This is a genomic window from Pseudomonas sp. AB6, from assembly GCF_034314105.1.
GTDB lineage: Bacteria > Pseudomonadota > Gammaproteobacteria > Pseudomonadales > Pseudomonadaceae > Aquipseudomonas.
On sequence record NZ_JAVIWJ010000001.1, the window covers coordinates 2856088 to 2877633 of the forward strand.

Sequence of the window (21546 nt, forward strand, 5' to 3'; positions counted from 1 at the left end):
GTGCCACATCAGGCCGACGATTCGTCAGCCTTCACACTGGCCGGTATCGAATTATGGTGCGCTATACCCGAAATATGTTTGGTCATTGGCCTTCGCTGAACGCCACCCCCGGCTTCTTTTTCTCCGGGGTTTTTGCCTTCCGCATGCATGTGCTCAATCACCGCATTCATCTCCGCGCCGAGTAATAGGACCGCCGCTGAAATATAGAAATACAGCAGTAGAACGATGATTGCTCCAATACTGCCGTACATAGCGTTGTAATCGGAAAACGTTTTCACGTAATACCCAAAGCCTAGCGAAGCAACAATCCAGACCACCACCGCCAATACCGAGCCTGCGGTAATGAACCGAAACTCCTGCTTAACGTCAGGCATAACGAAATACATCAGAGCCACCGCCACCATCAGCAACACGACGATTACCGGCCAGCGAAGGATAGTCCACAGCGTGACGATGAACTCCTGCATGCCGATTTGTCCGGCCAACCAACTCATAACTTGCGGCCCGGTGACCATGAGTCCGGCGGCAGCAAGCAACATCCCGGCGATGCCAATGGTGTACAAGATCGACAGCGGAAAACGCTTCCAGATCGGACGCCCTTCGGGAACGTCGTAGGCAGCGTTCATGGCGCTCATCATCAAGCGAACACCGGCCGACGCGGTCCATAATGCGATTACGATACCGATCGATAACAGTCCGCCCTTCGATTGCTGTAACTGATCGATCACGGGATTAACTTGATCAAGGGCTTGCGGTGGCAACACCAACTCTGATTGCAGTCGCAGCCAAGAGAAAAAATCCGGTAAATGCAGGAAACCAATCAGGGCAATCAAAAACAACAAGAATGGGAACAGCGAGAACAGCATCTGATAAGCCAGTGCCGACGCATAGGTCGACATTTCGTCATCCATAAACTCGTTGACGGTTCGCATTAACACCTTCCTCATGGGAAGGTCGCCGAGCTTTGGAAAAATCATGGTGTCTCCTTACGACTTATATCAAGCTGACTTCGCTATTGATCGACAAGCGCTTCAACTTCAAGCTTCCGTTCGAGGGCTGGCGTTTTACTTTAACGTAGCCTGGTTGGCGACCGTAAAGAGGTATCAAAATCTGTCAGCATTCACCTGACCCACATCTCAAGCACAAAAAACAACGGCCATACAAGATGGCCGTCGCGCTTAACAGTATCTAAAGCCCGAGATTTGCTTAGGCTTTATCGACACCCTTCTTCACGGCATCTTTAGCTTTGCCCACGGCTTGCTGGGTATCACCCTTGATTTCCTGGGCTTTTCCTTCAGATTTAAGTTTCGAATTGTCAGTGGCTTTGCCTACGCTTTGTTTGACGTTACCAACTGCTTCGTTGGCCATACCTTTGAATTTATCGCCCGTGCTGCTCATGGTAATTCTCCTTAAACCGAAAATAGGTGTCGTACGCTCGACATAACGATTGACGCGCTCTTTCTGACAGAGTTTCAAAAAAAATCTCGTCTGGGGGCTCCGTTCGTCGCCAGATTAATCAGGGCAAAACAACATCTTTTGCTCTCTGCCTGAAGGTTTAACTTTAAGTTTGCGCGGCAACCCCCGAGAATGCGCCACGCAGTTAGGCTATGGTCGTAAAGGTCATAGCGCTGAACACACGGATACACAGGAACGTTATGAAACTCGACAAAAAACTGGCCATCGCTCGCAGAAACCAAGAGCTGGGCGGTGCCGTGCTCGGTACTAACAACAGCCACTTCACCGCGCTCAACGCCAATAAAAACATCTGGTGGTTCGACCTGCGGATGAGTCGGCTACAAATCGGTCAGTACGAGTGGGTGCATTTACTGTTGCACACTCCAAGCACTGATCAGCTGCTGCACTTAAAAGTGCCGACGGTGTTTCTGCGCGACCACATGCACGGCTTGGTCGTTCGTAACAAAGATAAGCGCAACTGCACCGTTAGCCTGGAGCTCAGCGCGGACAAAGACTCGTTTTTAAAAGACGTGCGCCCTGATGGCGCAAACGTTCAGTTCGCGTCCTTCCTTCAAAAGTAACCCGCTCTCGGCCCGCAATTGGCGTGGCGGACTCCAATCTTTCTCGCTGCGCTGCCCAGTTTAGATATACCCGCGCATTTGCAGCTTGCGGGTTATCAGGTAGCCGCCCGTCCCTGCCAGCCCCGATGCAACCACCCCCCAAGCCAGATCCACTAGGGCCAACTGTGCTGGCCAACCTTGTAATGTGGCCCAATTAGTCAGGTCGTAAGTGGCGTACGCCATCAGCCCTAAAAACGCACTGCCGGCCGTTGCCCTGCCTGCCCGCTCGCGTTGCAAAGCGGGCATGACTCCGAACACCACGATGCCCACCGCGTAAAGCAGATAAAAAGCCAGTGCAGGGCCTAATACGGGTGTGTCGACCATTAAAGCGCCTAACCAAATTCGGTACTTCGGCCCCATGAGCAAGCCGAGCCAAATTCCATCGCACACAAGGAATACCAATAACGTGCTGACATAGGCGGTGAGGTATTTTTTCATTGAGGGTACCTGGACGGTTGGAGCGGCTGGGCGGGCAGATTATACCTGCAGAGTTAAGTAGACCTGTTCTGTCCTGAATTGATCCTCCCAACGGTAGGACTTTTCTTTCGATGCCAGAGTCATTGTTAGATAGCAGTCATGGAGAATTGGATATGAACAGCGACCAACCTTTGAAAGTCGACATCTGGAGCGACTATGTTTGTCCCTTTTGCTACCTGCAACTGTCGATAGTCGATCAGTTGCAGCAGGAATACGGGTCACGTATTACGGTGCAATGGCATGCGTTCGAGCTGCGTCCGGAACCGCTTGCAACACTCGATCCAGGCGCCGACTATCTGCGCGCCACGTGGCTGCAAGCCGTGTATCCAATGGCGCAAAAACGCAAGGTATTGATGAAGTTACCTCCCGTTCAACCGCGTAGCCGCAACGTTTTGGAAGCAGCAGCGTTCGCCAAAGCTCACGGTAAGTTCGAGAGTTTTCACAGAGAAGCGTTTCGAGCATTCTTCGAATTCGGGCGTAACATTGGCGACATTCCGGAGCTGCTTGACGTGGGCAGCCGTGCGGGTCTAGACCCTCAAGCGTTAGGTAGCGCTTTGTCGAATCATCATTACACCGATCAGATAGTCGCTGACGAAGGACTTGCCGATGAATTGGGGTTGCGCGCGGTGCCGGCTTTTTTGATTCGTCGAGCTGATCAGCCCTTAAGCGAGGCGGTGGTGCTGAACGGAACGATGAGTCTCGGCCCGTTCAAACGGGAGATCGACCGGCTTTGCGCGTAATCGATACCCGCTTGATTCGATGGGACGTACCGCACGCCGTCAGCTCATGGAGCCTTATATCAGTTCGATGCGATCCGCATGAATAACGATAAGACCCTGTTTGTACAATGCGCCAATCGCTTTCTTGAAGTTGCCTTTGCTGACGCCGAACAAACTGCTGATGACCTGTGGATCGCTTTTATCGCTGACAGGGAGCACGCCATTGTTGTCGCGCAACTTGGACAGGATCTTCGAATTCAAGCTACCGGCAGCTTCTTCACCGACCGGTTGCAGGCTCAGACTGATGTTGCCATCGGCGCGAATTTCTTTGATGAAGCCTTTTTCTTCTTTGCCGGGACGCAAAAACTTGAACACTTCGTTTTTGTGGATCAGGCCCCAGTGCTTGTTATTGATAATGGCCTTGAAGCCCATATCAGTCGCTTCAGCCACCAGCAAATTAACTTCCTGACCGACCTTGTAATCACCCGGCGTCTTGTCCAGGTAACGGTCTAGCCGAGCGGTTGCAGTGATGCGGCGTGTGTGTTTGTCCAGATAGACGTGGACCACGCAATACTCGCCCGCCTGCATCGTGCGTTTTTCTTCGGAATAAGGCAGCAGCAAATCCTTCGACAGACCCCAATCAAGGAAGATACCAATGCTGTTCACCTCTAGCACTTTCAAGCTGGCAAATTCACCGACTTGAACTTTAGGTTTTTCAGTGGTGGCAATCAGCTTATCGTCGCTGTCCAGATAAACGAAAACATTGAGCCAATCCTCATCTTCACTAGGGATATCTTTTGGGATGTAGCGGTTGGGCAGCAAAATTTCGCCGTCCTGTGCGCCGTCTAGATAGAGGCCAAAGTTGGTGTGTTTAACCACTTGCAGAGTGTTGTAGCGCCCGACTAAAGCCATATCCAAATACCCTAATTACGTGGACAGTATTCTACCCGACTTTGTCGGCTGTGTTCGGGGCGTCAGGAAAATCAAGGTTTTACCCATGGAGACCCAGACAATGGAAATCGAAACTTCATTCCACTCGTCAGGTCAGCCCAGGACGGTTGAGATTTGCGAATGATGTCTGGCGCGCGGCAGTGCATCAACTTCGTTGCAGAACAGCGGGTTAGCCGCTCAACACAACCGTAAAAAATCCAAGAAAAGACGGCAAAATTCACATTATTTTAGCGCTATATTTACCAAGCAATTGTCAAGCAATTCATATACAATTGCTGGCCGTATTAAATTTATATAGGTCCTTGGCAGCCATGCGTGTAAAAGCATCCAATTCAAAACCAAAGGCAGCTCCAGCCGTTGAGACCAGCGAGTCGATCAACGCACAGATTGCAGCTTTCTTGAAAACCGGTGGCGAAATCCAGCAGATCGCCAAAGGCGTCAGCGGCCAAACCTTCGGCCCCTCCAAGCAGATCACCCTCGGTAAAAAGTGATTTTTCTGCGCTTCAGATGTCGATCTCTAGGCGCTTTGACCTCAAAGCGCTAGGGCCATCGATCCCGCGCCACCCGACTCGCCCGTTTATGTTTGTCCCTCAGTGGAATCCAAAATGACTAAATGGATGATGTTCGGCGCGCTGCTATTTTTGGGTGGTTGCACACACCGCTGCGACAACACCACTAATTTCAATTCAAACAGTGATGACTCCCTGAGTGCCAGCCCCTGCCGAGCTCAATATTTGCTGTATCAAAACGATATGATCCAAGCGAAGTTGCTGGTCAGCGCAAGGGGAAATGAAAACACCGAGTTGGCCAAAGCATTGCTGCAACGCGCCGCCCATCAAGATCAAAGTGGTGAGGCTGAATTTTATCAGGCCGTATTATTGATCCGCGCAGAGCACAACCCTTCCGAGTCCAACGACTTGCTTGAGCAAGCAGCCCGGCGCAAACACCCCTTGGCGATTGCGTTGCTTGCACAACGGCTGACCCTCACCGATCCAAAACAAGCGGAACGATTGCGCGCGGAATATGCCGAACTGGATGTCGCCACCAGCGGTTACCCGTCATTCGAGCAAGCCCAGTTCGTCGCTAACGGCTTGATTGCGAAGACGGCAAGGTCAATGCCGTAAAAAAACGCCTGACTCACCTTAACGCAAGTCTGGCAGCGAGGAGCCCCTACTCATGCGTACGCCATCCCAGGTCGTCATCACACTCTTGATAACGGGTTTTCTGATGATGTCTGGATGCACTCGTGTCGGATTAGCCTATCGCCATTTGGACATCATTATTCCCTGGTCGATTAATGACTATTTAGGAATGACCTCGACTCAGAAACGCTGGCTAGATGATCGCCTTAAAGAGCACTTGCGCTGGCACTGCACTACTCAAATCCCCGATTATCTGATTTGGCTGGACCGCTTGCAGAAGATGGTCGAAACCAGACAGATAACCGAGCTCACGCTTAAGGCGCGTGCTGCCGAAGGCCGATTGGCAATAGAACATATCTCCAAGCAGGTTACGCCAACGGCAATTGAACTGCTTAGTCAGTTAGAAGACAAACAGGTACAAACTCTGCAAGAGGCGTTTGCCAACGACCTGCGTGAGCACAAAAAAGAGTTTGTGGACCTGCCGCTAGACAAGCAGATTATTGATCGGACGAAGAGAATGGAAAATCGCCTTGGCCCATGGATGGGTACGTTGACCGCCCCTCAGCACCAACGCGTAGTCGACTGGTCAGTGACGCTCGGCGAGCAGAATCAATTGTGGATCGATAACCGCACACATTGGCAAGGGCTGTTCATCGCAGCCGTTCAGCAACGAAAATCACCCGACTTCTCACAACGCGTCACGCCCTTGTTGCAGGATCGGGAGAGCTTCTGGACACCACAGTACCGCCAGGCATATGAGCATACCGAGCAAGCAGCAATCAGCTTACTGGTTGACCTCATGGCTCAAAGCACCCCCGATCAGCGCCAGCGCCTGACCGAGAAAATCTCTGACGTGCGCAACGACTTCGCCAATTTGAGTTGTCTGAAAGAGGCACCACAGCTAACGCAGTAGCCCATCACCTACCCCGTGGGGGCGCGCTTATCCGCGAGAAATGGCGATGCGGTGCAGGAATGTAAGACGGCCAGGCAACGGGTCGTGAGACAAGCGCGCCTACTCAAGCGATCTGAGCTTTAGATGCCACACTGTCGAAAGTATCCGGATCCAGCGCGTCGGCCTGTTCGTCCAGCACCTGACGCGGGTGGTCATTACCCGGAATGCTACTGTCCAGCAGGGCCAAAAGACTGGCACCACGCGGGGTCAGGATGAAATTTTCACCGCTACCACCCTCTTCTTCTGGGCGGGTTTCGATAAAGCCTCGCTTGAACAACAGTGACTCGTAATCAGCCGCCAACGCTTTGAGCTCATCCAGATTGCCGACCGGCGAGCCTTCCGCGTCCAGTGCAGCAGCGTGTTGCTCCGCATAAGCGCGCGGGGCGAAACTTTTGCCTGAACCATTTTGTACTTCGTGGAGCAGGCGCTCGATAAGACCCCAGTTATAGTCCGTCATGATTTTTTACCTCCATCCGCATGGGTAATGACCCGTGACCACTGGCCATCGGGTTGTGCACTCATGGGTGTGACTCGCTCCTGCGACGGCCGTTCAGCATCAACGACGTATGCGCGCGCTGAACTTTTGTCAGATCAAAACCCTCAATCTGATAAGCACCCAGAACAGAGGCAGACCATGAAGACCCTGCTGAGCATCACCACCGCTCTCGCGTTGCTGTCAGCCATTCCGGCATTGGCGTGCACGCCCGAGGAGGCCACAGCCAAACGTGCGCAACTGGCCGAGGAGATCCATAAACTAACGGAGCAAAACCCTGAGAAGGCTAAGGAAATGAATCAACAGCTTCAGGACATGAATTTGGACACCGCCAGCAAAGACCTGCCGGACAAATGCCAATTGATCGATCAGCGGCTCAAAGACCTGGAGACCGCAGCGAAGAAAGCGGACGGTTGACCTGCCATTCGCTTATAAAAAAACCGGCGCATTTTAAACGCGCCGGTTTTTTAGTCGCGAATTACTTATTCCGCAGCAGGCTCTTGCGGCTTACGTTTCTTCAACGGTGCTTTACCGTCTGCACTGACCAACGACAACGCATCGGTTTTTGGCCGGTTAGTGATCTTGCGTTTGGTCGGCGACTTGGCGCTGCCTTTTTTATCAGCCTTCTTGTCGCCGGCTTTAACCTTCTTCTTGACGCCAACAGCCTTGCCCGATGCCTTGACCTTCTTAGGTCCGCCGTAAGTGCCTTTGACTTCCTTGATGGTGCGACGCTCGAAGCTCTGCTTCAGGTAACGTTCGACGCTGGACATCAGGTTCCAGTCGCCATGGCAGATCAGGGAAATCGCCAGACCTTCGCCACCGGCACGACCGGTACGACCGATACGGTGTACATAATCGTCACCGCTGCGGGGCATGTCGAAGTTGATGACCATGTCCAGACCATCAACGTCCAGACCACGGGCTGCAACATCAGTCGCGACCAGGATCTTCACGCCGCCCTGCTTCAGACGATCGATGGCCAATTTGCGGTCTTTCTGGTCCTTGTCGCCGTGTAGCACGAACGCTTTATATTCCAGCGCCACCAGACGACCGTAAAGGCGATCGGCCATGGCACGGGTATTGGTGAAAATGATCGCTTTCTGGTAAGTCTCATTAGCCAAGAGCCAATGGACGATTTTTTCTTTATGACTATTGTGGTCAGCGGTGATGATTTGCTGACGGGTACCTGGGGCTAATTCACTGATGCTGTTGACCTGCAAGTGCTGCGGATCAGTCAGCACCCGACCAATCATTTCACGCAGACCGGCGCCACCGGTGGTCGCCGAGAACAGCAGGGTTTGCTGACGGTTTTTACATTCACCAGCCAAGCGTTCAACGTCTTCGGCAAACCCCATGTCCAGCATGCGATCCGCTTCGTCGAGAATCAGCAACTCGACTTGGGACAGATCCAGATTACCGGCATTGAGCTGCTCAAGCAGACGCCCCGGGGTACCGATCAAAATGTCCGGTACCTTACGCAGCATAGCGGCCTGGACTTTAAAGTCCTCACCGCCAGTGATCAGGCCGGATTTGATGAAAGTGAACTGAGAGAAACGCTCAACTTCCTTTAGGGTCTGCTGCGCGAGCTCGCGGGTGGGCAACAGGATCACGGCGCGGATATCTACGCGAACCTTGGCCGGGCCCATCAGGCGGTTAAGCATTGGCAATACGAAAGCCGCGGTTTTACCACTACCCGTTTGCGCAGTCACCCGCAGGTCACGCCCTTCGAGTGCCAGCGGAATGGCCGCTGCTTGCACAGGCGTGGGCTCGATAAAATTAAGCTCGGCCACGGCTTTAAGCAGGCGTTCGTGCAGGGCGAATTGGGAAAACACGGGTGTTACCTCGACGAAAAACAAAAAAACAGTCGCATAGATTAACGGTTTCGAGCGACGAGGCCGAGTTTCTTTACTGAAAGAACACTTCTTTGTTGCTAAACGAACCGTCTCGGCCACAAAAATGGGCGCTTAACCGTTCAAAACATCATGCCAAGCAATGCCCCTAAGAGAGCGTGATGCCGGGGAGGAGAAAGGTAGACATGATCACATCGATTAAAAACCGTGAATATTCGCTCCGAATCATCAAAAAATTGTTTTATTAAAAAGGGGGCATTACTCTCGTTAAAGCACCAAACATGCCCCGAACGTGGTTTATTTTGCTACGCAAGTCAGATTAATCCGGAGCTTTATAATACTGCGGGTGAATTTCGCCGAAGCGTCTACGCTCGCTTTCGCGGGGAGTTGCACCCGACGAGTGCGCGGCGACTCCGGGCCGTTGATGAACACCACGGTGCACTCGGCAGCGTTGTCGCCGTAGTTGTTCAGCTTAATGGAGCCCAAGTTGTAATCCGTGTCGTAGCTGGTGTAATCGATACTGACACCCGTGAGGTGTTTTTCTACGTCTATCGGGTACGCAAATGCAGTGATGGGCAGCAGTGCCAACAAAACACAACAGAACTTCTTCATTGGGCATTCTCCGTTTTTGAGGTGCCACTTTAGGGCAATAGGATCGAATCATGAAAGCGCCCCGCGTGACCCTTGATCAATGGCGCATATTACAAGCGGTGGTTGACCATGGCGGCTTCGCTCAAGCCGCCGAAGCCTTGCATCGTTCCCAGTCATCGGTGAGCTACACCGTAGCGCGTATGCAGGATCAGCTTGGCGTTCCGCTATTGCGCATCGAAGGCCGTAAAGCCGTGCTCACAGATGCAGGCGGGGTGCTGCTTCGCCGCTCCCGACAACTGGTCAAACAGGCCAGTCAGCTAGAAGACCTTGCACATCATATGGAGCAGGGCTGGGAAGCAGAAGTGCGACTGGTGGTCGACGCCGCTTACCCCAACGCGCGGTTGGTGCGTGCGCTAACGGCGTTCATGCCGCAAAGTCGGGGCTGCCGCGTGCGGTTGCGTGAGGAAGTGCTGTCCGGCGTGGAAGAAGTGCTACTTGAAGGGGTTGCTGACCTGGCCATCAGTGGCTTTAGTATTCCTGGAAATCTGGGCAGCGAGTTGAGCGCCGTGGAATTCGTCGCGGTAGCCCACCCGGAACATCCGTTGCACCAAATGCACCGCGAGCTGACATTTCAGGACTTGGAGAGCCAACTGCAAGTCGTGATTCGTGACTCCGGCCGCTCTCAACCCCGCGATGTTGGCTGGCTCGGGGCCGAACAACGCTGGACAGTCGGCAGCCTGGCAACCGCCGCAACATTCGTCAGCAGCGGTCTCGGATTTGCCTGGTTGCCACGGCACCTGATCGAACGTGAGCTTAAAGACAGTCTGCTCAAAGCCCTTCCACTCGACCAAGGCGGTAGTCGTCACCCAGTCTTTTACCTTTACGCGAACAAGGACAAACCATCAGGACCAGCGACGCAGATCCTCATTGATCTAATTCGTAATTTCGACACGGGGCCGCTGACTGCGGGGTTCCCCACACCGCTACAGGGTTGACCAGGAGATCACCATGGCCTTTTTTGAGCATGACGGTTGTTCGTTGCACTACGAAGAGTATGGCCAAGGTTCGCCACTGCTGTTGGTGCATGGACTGGGTTCCAGCTGCCTGGACTGGGAATACCAGATCCCGGTACTGTCCGCGCGTTACCGGGTCATCGCAATGGACGTACGCGGTCACGGGCGCTCGGACAAACCCAACGAGCGCTACAGCATCCCCGGCTTTAGCGCTGATCTAGAAGCGTTGATCGAGCATTTGCAGTTGGGACCGGTGCACTTGGTCGGACTGTCCATGGGCGCGATGATCGGTTTTCAACTGGCCGTCGATCAGCCGCAAATGCTCAAAAGCCTGTGTATCGTCAATAGTGGTCCGCAAGTCAAAATCAAATACGCCTCAGACCTGCTGCAATGGGCCAAGCGCTGGGGCTTGGGTCGCTTGCTGAGCATGCGGGTCATCGGCATAGGCCTGGGTAAGAACCTGTTTCCCAACCCCGAACAGGCTGATCTACGACGCAAAATTTCCGAGCGGTGGGCCAAAAACGACAAACGCGCTTACCTGGCGAGCTTTGATGCGATCGTCGGTTGGGGGGTAATGAGCAAGTTATCGCGCATCACTTGCCCGACGTTGGTCATCAGTGCCGATCACGACTACACACCCGTCGCCCTTAAGAAAATCTACGTTCGTTTAATCCGAGGCGCTCGATTGGTTGTGATCAACGATTCGCGCCATGCGACGCCACTGGATCAACCCGAGGTATTTAACCAAACGCTGCTCGAATTTCTCGACGCCGCAGAGGCTCCTTCCCACCCCTGATCACGCTATGGATAGGCGTCGTCATGCACCTATCCGTTACGACTAGCCGCCCGGCACTGTCCAAAAAAAACGAAACGTGCTTACCTTGTGCGCCTGATAACACCCCTGTGCATCGCTGTTGCCCAGTCAAAACCACTACCCGGGATTACTGACACATGTTGAAAAAAATCGCCTTTGCCGCTTGTTCGCTACTGTTTGCCGCCAACTTGATGGCTGCACAACCGACCGGCAAGCCTACTCATGTATTGCTGACCACCGACATGGGGCAGATCGAAATTGAGCTTGAAGACACTAAAGCGCCAATCAGCACCCGGAATTTCCTTGGCTACGTCGACAGCGGCTTCTACAGCAACACCATCTTTCACCGGGTCATCCCAGGGTTCATGATTCAGGGCGGTGGCTTTACCTCATCGATGATGCAAAAGCCGACCAAAGACCCGATTCAAAACGAAGCGGGTAACGGTCTGCATAATGTGCGGGGCACGATTGCCATGGCGCGTACATCGGATGTGAACTCGGCCACTAGCCAGTTTTTTATTAACCACCGTGACAACGATTCCCTGGACAGCACTCCAGGTCGTATCGGTTACGCCGTATTTGGCAAGGTGGTCAAGGGCATGGATGTGGTCGACATGATTGCGCAAACGCCAACTGGCACCAAACAAGGCATGCAGAACGTGCCTAACGTGCCAATACTGATCAAATCCGCTAAACGCATCGACTGAACAAATCCGCATCGAGCTGTGTGAAACCCGCGTGAGTAGACGTGGTTTCATTCGGTTGGATGAGGGCGTTTTCTACCTGTAAGGAGAGCCCGCTGCGGTGGGCGTCAGCCCCAATGTTTTATCGCCGCTTCGAGCAACTAATCGATATTTTCCGTGACGCCCCTACGGTGGCTCCTCCGAGTAAAGTCTTCTCGTTCTATGTCTACTACCTGCGACAGGTCTGGCCCAGCTTTGCGGCATTGCTTATCGTCGGGCTCATTGGTGCGCTGATCGAAGTGGCATTGTTCAGTTACCTGAGTCGCATTATCGACCTGGCCCAAGGCGTACCGGACCCAAACTTCTTTAGCGTGCACCGTAGTGAACTGATCTGGATGATGGTCGTGACGCTCTTGTTCCGTCCGATTTTTGTCGGCCTACACGACCTATTGGTTCATCAAACCATCAGCCCTGGCATGACCAGCATGATTCGCTGGCAAAACCACAGTTACGTTCTCAAGCAGAGCATCAACTTTTTCCAGAACGATTTCGCCGGACGCATTGCCCAGCGGATCATGCAGACTGGCAACTCGTTACGTGACTCGGCGGTGCAAGCGGTGGACGCGTTGTGGCATGTGTTGATCTACGCCATCGGCTCGCTGGTGCTATTCGCCGAAGCTGATTGGAGACTGATGATTCCGTTGCTGACGTGGATCGTTTTGTACATTCTGGCGTTGTGGTACTTCGTACCTCGGGTCAAAGAACGCTCGGTGGTGTCTTCAGAGGCGCGCTCCAAGCTAATGGGGCGCATTGTCGACGGCTACACCAACATCGCGACCCTCAAGCTGTTCGCGCACACCAATTTCGAGCAGCAATACGCCCGCGAAGCAATAAGCGAACAAACGGAAAAAACCCAACTCGCTGGCCGCGTAGTCACAGAGATGGACACGGTGATCACCAGTCTGAACGGCGTCTTGATTGTCACCACCACGGGGCTGGCTCTGTGGTTATGGACGCAATCCTCGATCACCGTAGGCGCCATCGCTTTGGCTACTGGGCTGGCGATTCGTATCGTCAACATGTCGGGATGGATCATGTGGGTGGTCAACGGCATTTTTGAAAACATCGGTATGGTACAGGACGGTCTAAAAACCATCGCCCAGCCCGTCAGTGTGACTGACCGCGATAAAGCGCCAAATCTGAATGTGGAGCGCGGCGGTGTGAAATTTGAAAACGTCGATTTCCACTACGGTAAAAGCAGCGGGATCATTGGCGGCTTGAATTTAAACATCAAGCCTGGGGAAAAAATTGGTTTGATTGGTCCGTCCGGGGCGGGGAAGTCAACACTGGTTAACCTGCTACTGCGTCTGTATGACCTGCAAGGTGGGCGAATCCTGATTGATGGGCAGGATATTTCGCACGTCGCACAGGAAAGCCTGCGTGAACGCGTCGGCATGATTACTCAGGACACCTCGTTGTTGCATCGATCAATCCGCGACAACTTGCTGTATGGCAAACCGGACGCCACCGATGCCGAGTTATGGGAGGCCGCTCGCAAAGCCCGGGCCGATGAATTTATTCCACTGCTGTCCGACGCCGAAGGCCGCACCGGCTTTGATGCCCATGTCGGCGAGCGCGGAGTGAAGCTGTCTGGCGGACAACGTCAGCGCATCGCCATCGCCCGGGTGTTGCTTAAGGACGCGCCGATTCTGATCATGGACGAGGCGACGTCAGCGCTGGACTCGGAAGTTGAAGCAGCGATCCAAGAGAGCCTTGAAACCTTAATGCAGGGCAAGACCGTCATCGCCATTGCGCACCGCCTGTCGACCATCGCCCGAATGGACCGCCTAGTGGTGTTGGAGATGGGACATATTGCTGAAAGCGGCACCCACGCTGAGCTGCTGGCCCACGGCGGTTTGTACGCACGACTGTGGCAACACCAGACGGGTGGGTTTGTCGGGATTGATTGATGCAGGAGCGTTTGCTTCCCGAATAAATTCGGTCCCACAGCAAAACAGCCGTGGGACCGAATTTATTCGGGAAAGCGTCTGACCAGACTCCCTACAAGCCTAAACCTGCCGATAGGGCAATGCCGCCCGAGCCTCTTCTGCGTAGGCCAAAATGCCAACCCGCTCTTGCTTGAGAAAGTCGCTAACCGCCGACTTCAATCCCGGATGCGCCAAATAATGCCAGGAGTGAGTGATAACCGGTTCAAACCCGCGAATCAGCTTGTGCTCACCCTGCGCCCCGGCATCAAAGCGCTGAAAGCCCTTGTCTATGGCGTACTCCATACCTTGGTAGAAACAGGTCTCGAAATGCAGGCGGTCGAATTCCGCCAAGCATCCCCAATACCGCCCGTAAAAGCTGTCACCGCCCACCAGGCTGAAGGCCATCGCCACCGGACGCGTGCCTTGTTTGGCAAGTACCACGCGAATCGCCTCGGGCATGCGTTGCGCCAATAGACTGAAGAATTCTCGGGTCAGGTATGGTGACTGCCGACGAACCGCATAGGTATTGGCATAGCAGGCGTAGATAAAATCCCACTGCACCTCGCTTAGTTGATGGCCTTCGAGCCATTCAAACTCAATACCCTGCCCCGCCACCTGTTCGCGCTCCTTGCGCATTTGCTTGCGCTTACGCGAACTCAAGGCATCCAGAAAATCCTGAAAGTCCCGGTACCCACGGTTTTGCCAATGAAACTGACAGCCCAAACGCTGCATCCAGCCGGGCTCCTGCGCCAGCAACGCGTCAGCCACCGGATCGGTGAAGTTGATATGAACGCTTGAGAGTTCTTCAATTTCGATGTAGCCAGGCAAGCTCTGCAACAGATCTATCGCGGCTTCAGGCGTAGCCGACAGTAATCGTGGCCCGCTCACCGGGCTGAACGGCACCGCCACCAACAGCTTGGGGTAATACGCGATGCCCGCACGCTCACAGGCTTCAGCCCAGCCATGATCGAACACGTACTCACCGTAGGAGTGCCACTTTCGATAGCCGGGCAACGCTGCAATCAGTTGCCCATCTTCGTAATGCAACAGATGCTCTGCACTCCAGCCCGAACGTGGCCCAAGGCTGCCGCTGTCTTCCAGGGCACTGAGAAACGCGTGCCGCAAAAAAGGTTGGCCGTTGGGCACCAAGGCGTCCCATAACGCCGGAGCCAGCGCCGATAAACTGTCCAAACGTTGTAACGGCATTAGCACTCTCCAAACATTATTGCCCGCACGCACAGCGAGTATCGCGCATTGACGCACCAAGCCGAAATAAACCGGGCACAAAAAAGTATGGTGCCGTCGCCGGATTAAAGCGTTGGGCTTACAACCCCTGCGGCATGACGCCTCGCGATCTCCTGAGTCAATTGACGCGCCAATTGGTTAATAGCTTCGGTACGTTCCTTTTGGATCAATTCTATTTGCTGCATATATTCACCAGTACGTAAGGTTGCCGACGCCCGCTCGTCTAGATCGTTAAGACGCTCGTGGAAGGGCGTCTGCACCGGTTCAAAGCGTGTGGCGTAACGCCTCTCCAAATACGCCATCCAAAAGTCTCGGGCTACCATCGCTTGCAAAAACCCCGGTCTCCTCTCCCAATACAAGACACGTTGTTCGGCAGCGTTGATCGCTTCCTCGGTGACCCCAGCCAGACTACTAAACAGCATGCCCCGTGGTTGAAGGGGTAAGTTCAGCCGTCGGGCCAATCCGACTCGATAAGCCAACCGGACCTCCGCCTCATCGAGCAGCGGATTGCTTGCCGACCTTATCTTAATATCGGAAAGAGCAAATCTCTCGACCTCGTCCAGTCGTTCCAGCCCCCTGGCCAGTTCGAATAATTCGGTTTCTTGCGCGCCGACCTGTGCCGACAACATAGCCTTGAAGACCAGCACCCGGATTTCCAGATTGTTGAACACTAACATCGAGCCATCGCTACAGGTTTCCGGGTGTGCCGCCAGGGCAAACAACTCATCACGCAAGGCGCCATGGGCAGTGGCCGCTTGCATGACAGTCCAGACACGTTGAGTCAGCCCTTGCTGGTCGCTGCCATAGTCGGCAGACGCGGTTAGATCAAATAACACTCTAAAAAAATCGTAACTTTCTGGCTCAGCTTGTAACTCATTCCAAATCAAAAACCTGGCGCTCCGGTCGGCACCCGGTAATTCCGCTAACCAGAAGGCTATCGGTGATACCTCACGTTCGACATGAATCCGCTCGTTGCTGAGCCCCATTATCCTTATAGCCTCGTCGCTGAATACACGCCGAGCTCGTTCACGGGTTTGTTCATTGATGGGATTATCGTGCAACTGAATTCGACTGAATATCTCATGCGAGTCATAAAATAAGTTCTCTGGAATATCAACGATTCGATTGTTCCGCGCATCTACAGCGGTTAAATAACCGCAGTCAACTAAACCTACGGGTAATGCGTCGACGCCGGTTCCTCGGATATTGAGTCTGGCCAGACGACGCATCCTACCCACTTCCAACAGGGGTCCAATCGGGCAGTGGTTTAAATCCAGGTTTCTCAAGTGGGTGAGACGTTGCAGCCGCATAACTGAAGCGGCATCCAGGATCAGGGGGTTATCGCGCAAAGACAAATGGTTCAGGCTAGTATTCAAGGTTATCGCTTCTGGAACCGACGTCAGCTCATTACCATGCATGTACAACTCGCGCAGGGTGCTGAATTGCCCTAGGAAGGCATTAGCCTCGCTGGTAGTGAGACCAAGACTGTTTACAAATAATGAACTGACATGATCGAAGCGCGCGGTTAATTGAGGAAGTACTCCCAACGACAGATGACTTAGGTACATCGTGTAACCGACAAACACTCCTTGCTCGGAGAAACGGTTTTCCGTCATCCGTTTCCAACAAAGTTTTATATGCCTGGCGGCGACACGCTTATCTTCCTCCACCGCAGCCTGAACGGTGCGGCCCCTGACACGCGATTCACTGGGCATCTCTACCCATTGATCAAGGGTAGTTTCTAGCTTTTGATATTCCGCTTCAAGTTCACGAATTTTTCCTTGGACATAGGCAGAACGCTCACTGTTAAGCCCCGTGAATTCTAAGCGTAATTCATCGATAAACGTTCGGACCTCAATGTCTGTCATTGCAGGAAACAGAGTTTTGACCGCCAATTGCGCCGAGTGATTTCTCGCACCGCATCCGAGCCTGGAAAACAATTGCCTAATTCTCCCGCTCATGGGATATCCAATGCGGCCGTCAGGTAGTTTATGCGGCCATTTGAGGCCGGGCTTAATGGCTTGCATACCCAAAGTGACAGCCACCTCGTCACGATGGGCAACTGCAACAGCGCCCAAAGCTTCGCGCAGCTCCGACTCTTCGTCCGCACTCGACAAGCCAATAGCCCTGCGCGAATCCGCGGGCAGCGCTTGCAGCAGGGCGCGATAAAAGGAGTCACCGCCACTTTGCGTAGCATTGCCCACACTGTCGAAGGCTTGATAACGCTCCCCGGATTTGAACTGCGCCCCAAATGTTGGACACCCATCCAACTACCGGGGTGTTTTTCATGGGTAAATATTCAACGCAGTTCAAGCGGTCCGCCATCAATGCTTTCCTTGAGCGCGGTCAAGGTTTTCGTCACATAGCCGCTCAATTTCAGATGGACCCTACGTTGCTCCGTCGTTGGGTGGCGGCCTACGAGCTGCACGGGGAAGCCAGCCTGCAGGGGCGTATGAAGGAACATGGTCCCGAGTTCAAACTGTCCGTTGTCCAGCACATGGAGCGTGAGAAGTTGTCATTTCGGCAAACGGCTGCGATTTTCAATCTGGGCAATTCAACGCAGATAGGCAGATGGCAGCAGCAATATTACAGTGGCGGCATCGAAGCCCTGACGTCAGGGAAAAAAGGCCCACGTAACGTTATGCCAAAGCCCCCCGCCAAGCCCCGCAAACCGGCAGTGCTCACCGACGAAGAGCGCGCCCACAAAGAGTTGCTCGACGAACTTCAGTACCTGCGCATGGAGAACGCCTACCTAAAAAAGTTAAAGGTGTTAGGCGAGGAGGCGATGAGGCGGGACAAAGAAGCGAAGAAAAAGCCTGGGTAGTCACTGAGCTGAGGAGCGATTTTCCAATCGACGCCCTGCTCAAGCTGGTCGGCTTGGCACGCAGTACTTACTACTATCAGGTCAAGGTACTGGCTGCCGGGGATAAATTTGCTCCGCTGAAAGCCTCTATTCAGACTATCCAGGACCAGCATAAGGGCCGCTATGGCTATCGCCGGATGACCGCCACGCTGCTCAAGGGCGGGTGGATAGTGAACAGCAAAACGGTACGCAGGCTGATGGCCGAACTAAACCTCAAGTGCACGGTGCGAGCCAAGAAGTATAAATCGTACAAAGGCCCTGAGGGGCAGGTAGCACCTAACACGTTGGCTCGGCAATTCGAGGCCGACCAGCCGAATGAGAAATGGGTGACCGACGTTACCGAGTTCAAGGTAGCCGGTGAAAAGCTCTACCTGTCGCCGATACTGGACTTGTACAACGGAGAGATCGTGGCGTACCAGACAGACACCAGCCCTCGCTACGCCTTGGTGGGCAACATGCTGGAAAAGGCGTTGAAGCGCTTGCCAGAGGGCGCCAAACCGATGGTGCACTCGGATCAGGGCTGGCAGTACCGCTACCACATCTACCGAAATCGTCTGGAAGAAATGAGCTTGGAACAGAGTATGTCGCGCAAGGGTAACTGCCATGACAATGCCACGATGGAGAGCTTTTTCGGCACACTGAAATCAGAGTTTTTCTACCGGGAGCGCTTCGACAGCGTTGCTCAGTTAGAGGCTGGACTGGATGAATACATCCATTACTACAACCACGAACGTATCAAAATGAAGCTCAACGGCTTGAGTCCAGTGGCATACAGAACTCAGGCCGCGTAGCTTATTCAATCACTGTCCAACATTTGGGGCGCAGTTCAATTTCACCAGTACCCAACGCAACGTCGCGGATGGGTCTCCCACGCTGTCGAGTAATTCACCGGAGAACGTGCTTTCGCGGATCTCAAGCGCCACATTTGCAGGCCAGCCAGGCAAACGTGAGAGCAAACGTAAGCCGACTGTATTGATGTCCGGGTGATCGACACCCTTGAAGTAAAACCCCTCGTTGACACGATTCAAGCGCACCTGCTGCTGATACTCGCGCGCCTGCTCTGCAATACGCAGTGGCAACCGCGACGAGGTATTCATTTGAGAAACTTCTTGGGCGCTGGCCGACTCGATAATTTCATTGGCCACGAGCGTAGGTATGGCTGGAAAATCTCGTTGGATCAGCTTTACTGGCGCGGCGTCAGAAAGTGACTGATGTCGGTAAACACTTTCATGCAAAGAGCGCCTTCGCTGGCCTGCGAGTTCGGCGAGTTGCCGGGCCAACCGGCTGCTTTGACTTTGTTCGCGGGTGTTGTATTCGCCTAATAGTGTCTCGATTTCTTCTGATTTGAGAGCCGTCAGAATAGACGTGATGACATCGTCGATTTGCCCTGGCAAATACCTAAGGTCAATCGAAGGCAACGCAGTCTCGGCGCTGCCAAAAACCTTGAGAACGGCGCCCTGTGCATCGAGCAAACGTACCGACCGCTGTTCAGGCCAGCCGGACAATATCGTCAGTAGTTCCACATAAGGATCAATGTGTGGGCACCTGATGTCATGGAGGTTGCCGCTGTTCATAGCCTCTATAAAACCATCGATTTGATTCTCAATCTGGAATCTAAGGATTGAATCACTCAACAAGGCAGGCGGCTTGAGGCTTTCCACATGAATCTGACGTAACAGCGCTTCATCCACTTGGGTGACCGCAAGAATACGGTCGATAGTGAGCTCGGACATTCCATCCAAAGCCGGATGCAATCGTTTGAATGCAGTGTGCACGTCCCAGCCCATTGGGTTCTCACCCTCATGGCGCCAAGCGCCAGTGTTGTTATGGCTGAGAACAGGCGAATAGGCGTTGGCGTCGATAGGGTGATGCAGACGCCATTTGTTTAACGCGGTATCGAATTTGACTTGATAAAGTTTGCCTGCCAAAGGCAAATAGTTTTTGCCATTGACCTCAACCCGCGCTTCCGCATTCGCCATCACCCAATTAGGTAAGGTTACGTCTTGCTGAAACGGGGCCAGATCGGGTTTCCACAGTCGAGTTTGGCCATTTTTCAGCTTTATTGGCACAAGGTGTTCTATAAATGCTGAAGGAACGCTTGCAACGGAGGCCGCGTTAGCACCAACCGCCATCGCACCCGCAAATGCAATATTTTCAGCGGCCTCGAAGAGATGAGTAAGGGCTTCATCAATTTCGCCGTCTTGCCAGTCGATAACTCCGACGAAGATATCGGACAATACTTGCTCTACCGCCACTACGGCCATCGCAGCACCCAGCACCGGAATAAAAAACGAGGCGATATTGAGCAAATCCATACCTGACGACTCAAAGGCCTGCAGCCTTCGCATGCGAGTTTTTTGATCCTCGTCATTGGTGGGAACTGCCAGTACCCGTGAATCTCCATACGTTTTGGTCAGCAGATGTTCATACAACATTTGGAACGGCGCCCCAGAGTGCGCAAACTTTTCCAGCGACATTTTGGCTTGCGGGTCGAATACTCGCTCGCGCAGACCGCTACTCAGGAGATTGCCATCCAATGGACGCAGCGGCTTAAGGCGCTCGTTAAGCCGTTGAAAAAACCGCTGGCTTTCGCCCAAACTGATGAAGCGCCTAAAATACTCCTGATAGGCTTCGCCCGAGAGTTTGCGGCGTAGCGCGTCAGTGAATGCCCTGAACGACACATACTCTTTGAGCGGATGGTCAGGCTCCCCTGGCATGTACACCACGCATGGCAAGGTGCCATCGTCTTTTTTGTCAGGCTCAATCAACAGGGCGCCAAATAACATACTCCCATGCTCGTCAATCGACTCCAGCAATCGCAACCAACAATGGCGCACCGGTTCCGCACCCCACATTGGCGTGCTTCCCGACGTGGTCAATGCCAACATCATTTCGTAGGCGGACTGAGAAATCTGGTTTTTCATCCGTGCGATATGAGCCAGAACTTGAACATTGTCTTGTTCGTTGCATTGAAACTTGCTTGCAACCTCAGACGCCAACTCCTCAGCCGATTGGCCTGGCAAAGCCGCCGGCTTGAAAATGCTGTCTAGATGGCGTTGATAACGGGCGCCTAAATCAAGGGTGCGGCACATCTGGGCAAATTTCGCGGCCTTGATATCGATAACTCCGGAATAGGTATAACGAAACCGTGGATAGCTGCCATTCACGCCGGTGCCCGTAACCAATTGCATTTGCAAGCCGTCATGAGGGAGTAACGCGGCACCGCGCTCAAATCCACCCTCTTGTACTTCGAACAACTCAAAGTTCTGCAGCGCGGCTTGAAGCAAACTTTGCCTGAACGGGCGACGTCGATCCACACCCAAGAACGTTTGACTGTGTACCGTTACCAAATCGTTCTCGTGCAGATCCAGACGAAGATCGAAGGTATCAATCAACGCCTTTTCCAGCAACGGCTCGGCAAAGGCTTTAACGGAAGATATTTTTTGTCGCAGTGGCTTAAGGTCGCGCCGTGAAAACAGGCTGAACAACTGACTTTTGCGCAATGCCGCCCTAAGTTCCGTAGAAGCGGCGCTGTACCAAACAGGCAGGCGACTTTTTACCAATGCATGGTTGGCTCGATGCTGCTTCCACGGTTCAAAAACATCATCGTCATGAGAAGTTGCAGGAGTAATGCTGGAGGTATCTGACATCGAAAATAGCCTTATTACAACTTAGGAAGTCGTTAAGGTT

At 53.4% G+C, this 21546-nt stretch carries 21 protein-coding genes; 11 read left to right on the plus strand and 10 right to left on the minus strand.

What is annotated here, in order from left to right:
- Positions 1-8 precede the first annotated feature (8 nt).
- Together RGW60_RS13510 and RGW60_RS13515 are read right to left on the minus strand one after the other, a co-directional pair.
- Positions 9-977 carry a YihY/virulence factor BrkB family protein gene (locus RGW60_RS13510; RefSeq protein WP_322205072.1) on the minus strand — a complete coding sequence of 323 codons (969 nt, stop codon included), beginning with the start codon at positions 975-977 and terminating at the stop codon, positions 9-11.
- A 229-nt stretch (positions 978-1206) separates the two neighbouring features.
- Positions 1207-1398, minus strand: coding sequence for a CsbD family protein (locus tag RGW60_RS13515; protein WP_322205073.1), 192 nt, complete (start codon positions 1396-1398; stop codon positions 1207-1209).
- 257 nt (positions 1399-1655) lie between these two features.
- On the opposite strand from RGW60_RS13515, the gene RGW60_RS13520 reads away from it, so the two are divergent.
- On the plus strand, positions 1656-2036 hold the full coding sequence (locus RGW60_RS13520) for a hypothetical protein (RefSeq protein WP_322205074.1): 381 nt from the start codon (positions 1656-1658) through the stop codon (positions 2034-2036).
- A 60-nt stretch (positions 2037-2096) separates the two neighbouring features.
- Here RGW60_RS13520 and RGW60_RS13525 read toward each other — a convergent pair whose 3' ends face one another.
- On the minus strand, positions 2097-2513 hold the full coding sequence (locus tag RGW60_RS13525) for a DUF2177 family protein (RefSeq protein ID WP_322205075.1): 417 nt from the start codon (positions 2511-2513) through the stop codon (positions 2097-2099).
- 152 nt (positions 2514-2665) lie between these two features.
- Here RGW60_RS13525 and RGW60_RS13530 point away from each other — a divergent pair, with 152 nt between their 5' ends.
- Positions 2666-3292, plus strand: coding sequence for a DsbA family oxidoreductase (locus RGW60_RS13530; RefSeq protein ID WP_322205076.1), 627 nt, complete (start codon positions 2666-2668; stop codon positions 3290-3292).
- Positions 3293-3346: 54 nt separating this feature from the next.
- Here the strand turns inward: RGW60_RS13530 and RGW60_RS13535 are convergent, their stop codons facing one another.
- On the minus strand, positions 3347-4183 hold the full coding sequence (locus tag RGW60_RS13535) for a S1 RNA-binding domain-containing protein (protein ID WP_322205077.1): 837 nt from the start codon (positions 4181-4183) through the stop codon (positions 3347-3349).
- A 350-nt stretch (positions 4184-4533) separates the two neighbouring features.
- Between RGW60_RS13535 and RGW60_RS13540 the strand changes: the two genes are divergently transcribed.
- From RGW60_RS13540 to RGW60_RS13550, 3 genes are all read left to right on the plus strand, one after another.
- Complete coding sequence (locus tag RGW60_RS13540) at positions 4534-4713, plus strand: hypothetical protein (protein ID WP_297833192.1); 180 nt, start codon at positions 4534-4536, stop codon at positions 4711-4713.
- 114 nt (positions 4714-4827) lie between these two features.
- Positions 4828-5346 (plus strand): hypothetical protein, encoded by a 519-nt coding sequence (locus RGW60_RS13545; protein ID WP_322205078.1) that lies wholly within the window; start codon positions 4828-4830, stop codon positions 5344-5346.
- Positions 5347-5398: 52 nt separating this feature from the next.
- The gene (locus RGW60_RS13550; RefSeq protein ID WP_322205079.1) at positions 5399-6277 is read left to right on the plus strand and encodes a DUF6279 family lipoprotein; all 879 of its coding nucleotides are present in this window, start codon (positions 5399-5401) and stop codon (positions 6275-6277) included.
- A gap of 103 nt (positions 6278-6380) precedes the next feature.
- Here the strand turns inward: RGW60_RS13550 and RGW60_RS13555 are convergent, their stop codons facing one another.
- Positions 6381-6773, minus strand: coding sequence for a transcriptional regulator (locus tag RGW60_RS13555; protein WP_322205080.1), 393 nt, complete (start codon positions 6771-6773; stop codon positions 6381-6383).
- Positions 6774-6950: 177 nt separating this feature from the next.
- Here RGW60_RS13555 and RGW60_RS13560 point away from each other — a divergent pair, with 177 nt between their 5' ends.
- Positions 6951-7226, plus strand: a complete 276-nt coding sequence (locus tag RGW60_RS13560) for a hypothetical protein (protein WP_322205081.1) — start codon at positions 6951-6953, stop codon at positions 7224-7226.
- Between the two features lie 65 nt (positions 7227-7291).
- Here RGW60_RS13560 and RGW60_RS13565 read toward each other — a convergent pair whose 3' ends face one another.
- Both RGW60_RS13565 and RGW60_RS13570 read right to left on the minus strand, forming a co-directional pair.
- The gene (locus RGW60_RS13565; RefSeq protein WP_322205082.1) at positions 7292-8641 is read right to left on the minus strand and encodes a DEAD/DEAH box helicase; all 1350 of its coding nucleotides are present in this window, start codon (positions 8639-8641) and stop codon (positions 7292-7294) included.
- Positions 8642-8956: 315 nt separating this feature from the next.
- Positions 8957-9271: a 3-phosphoglycerate kinase gene (locus RGW60_RS13570; RefSeq protein ID WP_322205083.1), complete on the minus strand. Its 315-nt coding sequence runs from the start codon at positions 9269-9271 to the stop codon at positions 8957-8959.
- 50 nt (positions 9272-9321) lie between these two features.
- Here RGW60_RS13570 and RGW60_RS13575 point away from each other — a divergent pair, with 50 nt between their 5' ends.
- The 4 genes from RGW60_RS13575 to RGW60_RS13590 all read left to right on the plus strand — a co-directional run bounded on the left by RGW60_RS13575 (position 9322) and on the right by RGW60_RS13590 (position 13730).
- Positions 9322-10245, plus strand: coding sequence for a LysR family transcriptional regulator (locus tag RGW60_RS13575; RefSeq protein ID WP_322205084.1), 924 nt, complete (start codon positions 9322-9324; stop codon positions 10243-10245).
- 13 nt (positions 10246-10258) lie between these two features.
- Entirely contained in the window at positions 10259-11059 is an 801-nt protein-coding gene (locus RGW60_RS13580) for an alpha/beta hydrolase (RefSeq protein WP_322205085.1), read from the plus strand.
- A 155-nt stretch (positions 11060-11214) separates the two neighbouring features.
- Positions 11215-11784, plus strand: coding sequence for a peptidylprolyl isomerase (locus RGW60_RS13585; RefSeq protein WP_322205086.1), 570 nt, complete (start codon positions 11215-11217; stop codon positions 11782-11784).
- Positions 11785-11897: 113 nt separating this feature from the next.
- Positions 11898-13730, plus strand: coding sequence for an ABC transporter ATP-binding protein (locus tag RGW60_RS13590; protein WP_322205087.1), 1833 nt, complete (start codon positions 11898-11900; stop codon positions 13728-13730).
- A gap of 99 nt (positions 13731-13829) precedes the next feature.
- Here the strand turns inward: RGW60_RS13590 and RGW60_RS13595 are convergent, their stop codons facing one another.
- Positions 13830-14954, minus strand: a complete 1125-nt coding sequence (locus tag RGW60_RS13595) for a GNAT family N-acetyltransferase (RefSeq protein WP_322205088.1) — start codon at positions 14952-14954, stop codon at positions 13830-13832.
- A 104-nt stretch (positions 14955-15058) separates the two neighbouring features.
- The gene (locus RGW60_RS13600; protein WP_322205089.1) at positions 15059-17020 is read right to left on the minus strand and encodes an NEL-type E3 ubiquitin ligase domain-containing protein; all 1962 of its coding nucleotides are present in this window, start codon (positions 17018-17020) and stop codon (positions 15059-15061) included.
- Between the two features lie 260 nt (positions 17021-17280).
- Between RGW60_RS13600 and RGW60_RS13605 the strand changes: the two genes are divergently transcribed.
- Positions 17281-18647 (plus strand): IS3 family transposase gene (locus RGW60_RS13605; protein WP_416194835.1). Its coding sequence is split into 2 segments (ribosomal slippage): positions 17281-17757 and positions 17760-18647, totalling 1365 coding nucleotides; the frame shifts between segments, so codons are not numbered across the junction.
- 9 nt (positions 18648-18656) lie between these two features.
- On the opposite strand, the gene RGW60_RS13610 is transcribed toward RGW60_RS13605, so the two are convergent.
- Complete coding sequence (locus tag RGW60_RS13610) at positions 18657-21506, minus strand: dermonecrotic toxin domain-containing protein (RefSeq protein WP_322205090.1); 2850 nt, start codon at positions 21504-21506, stop codon at positions 18657-18659.
- Positions 21507-21546 lie beyond the last annotated feature (40 nt).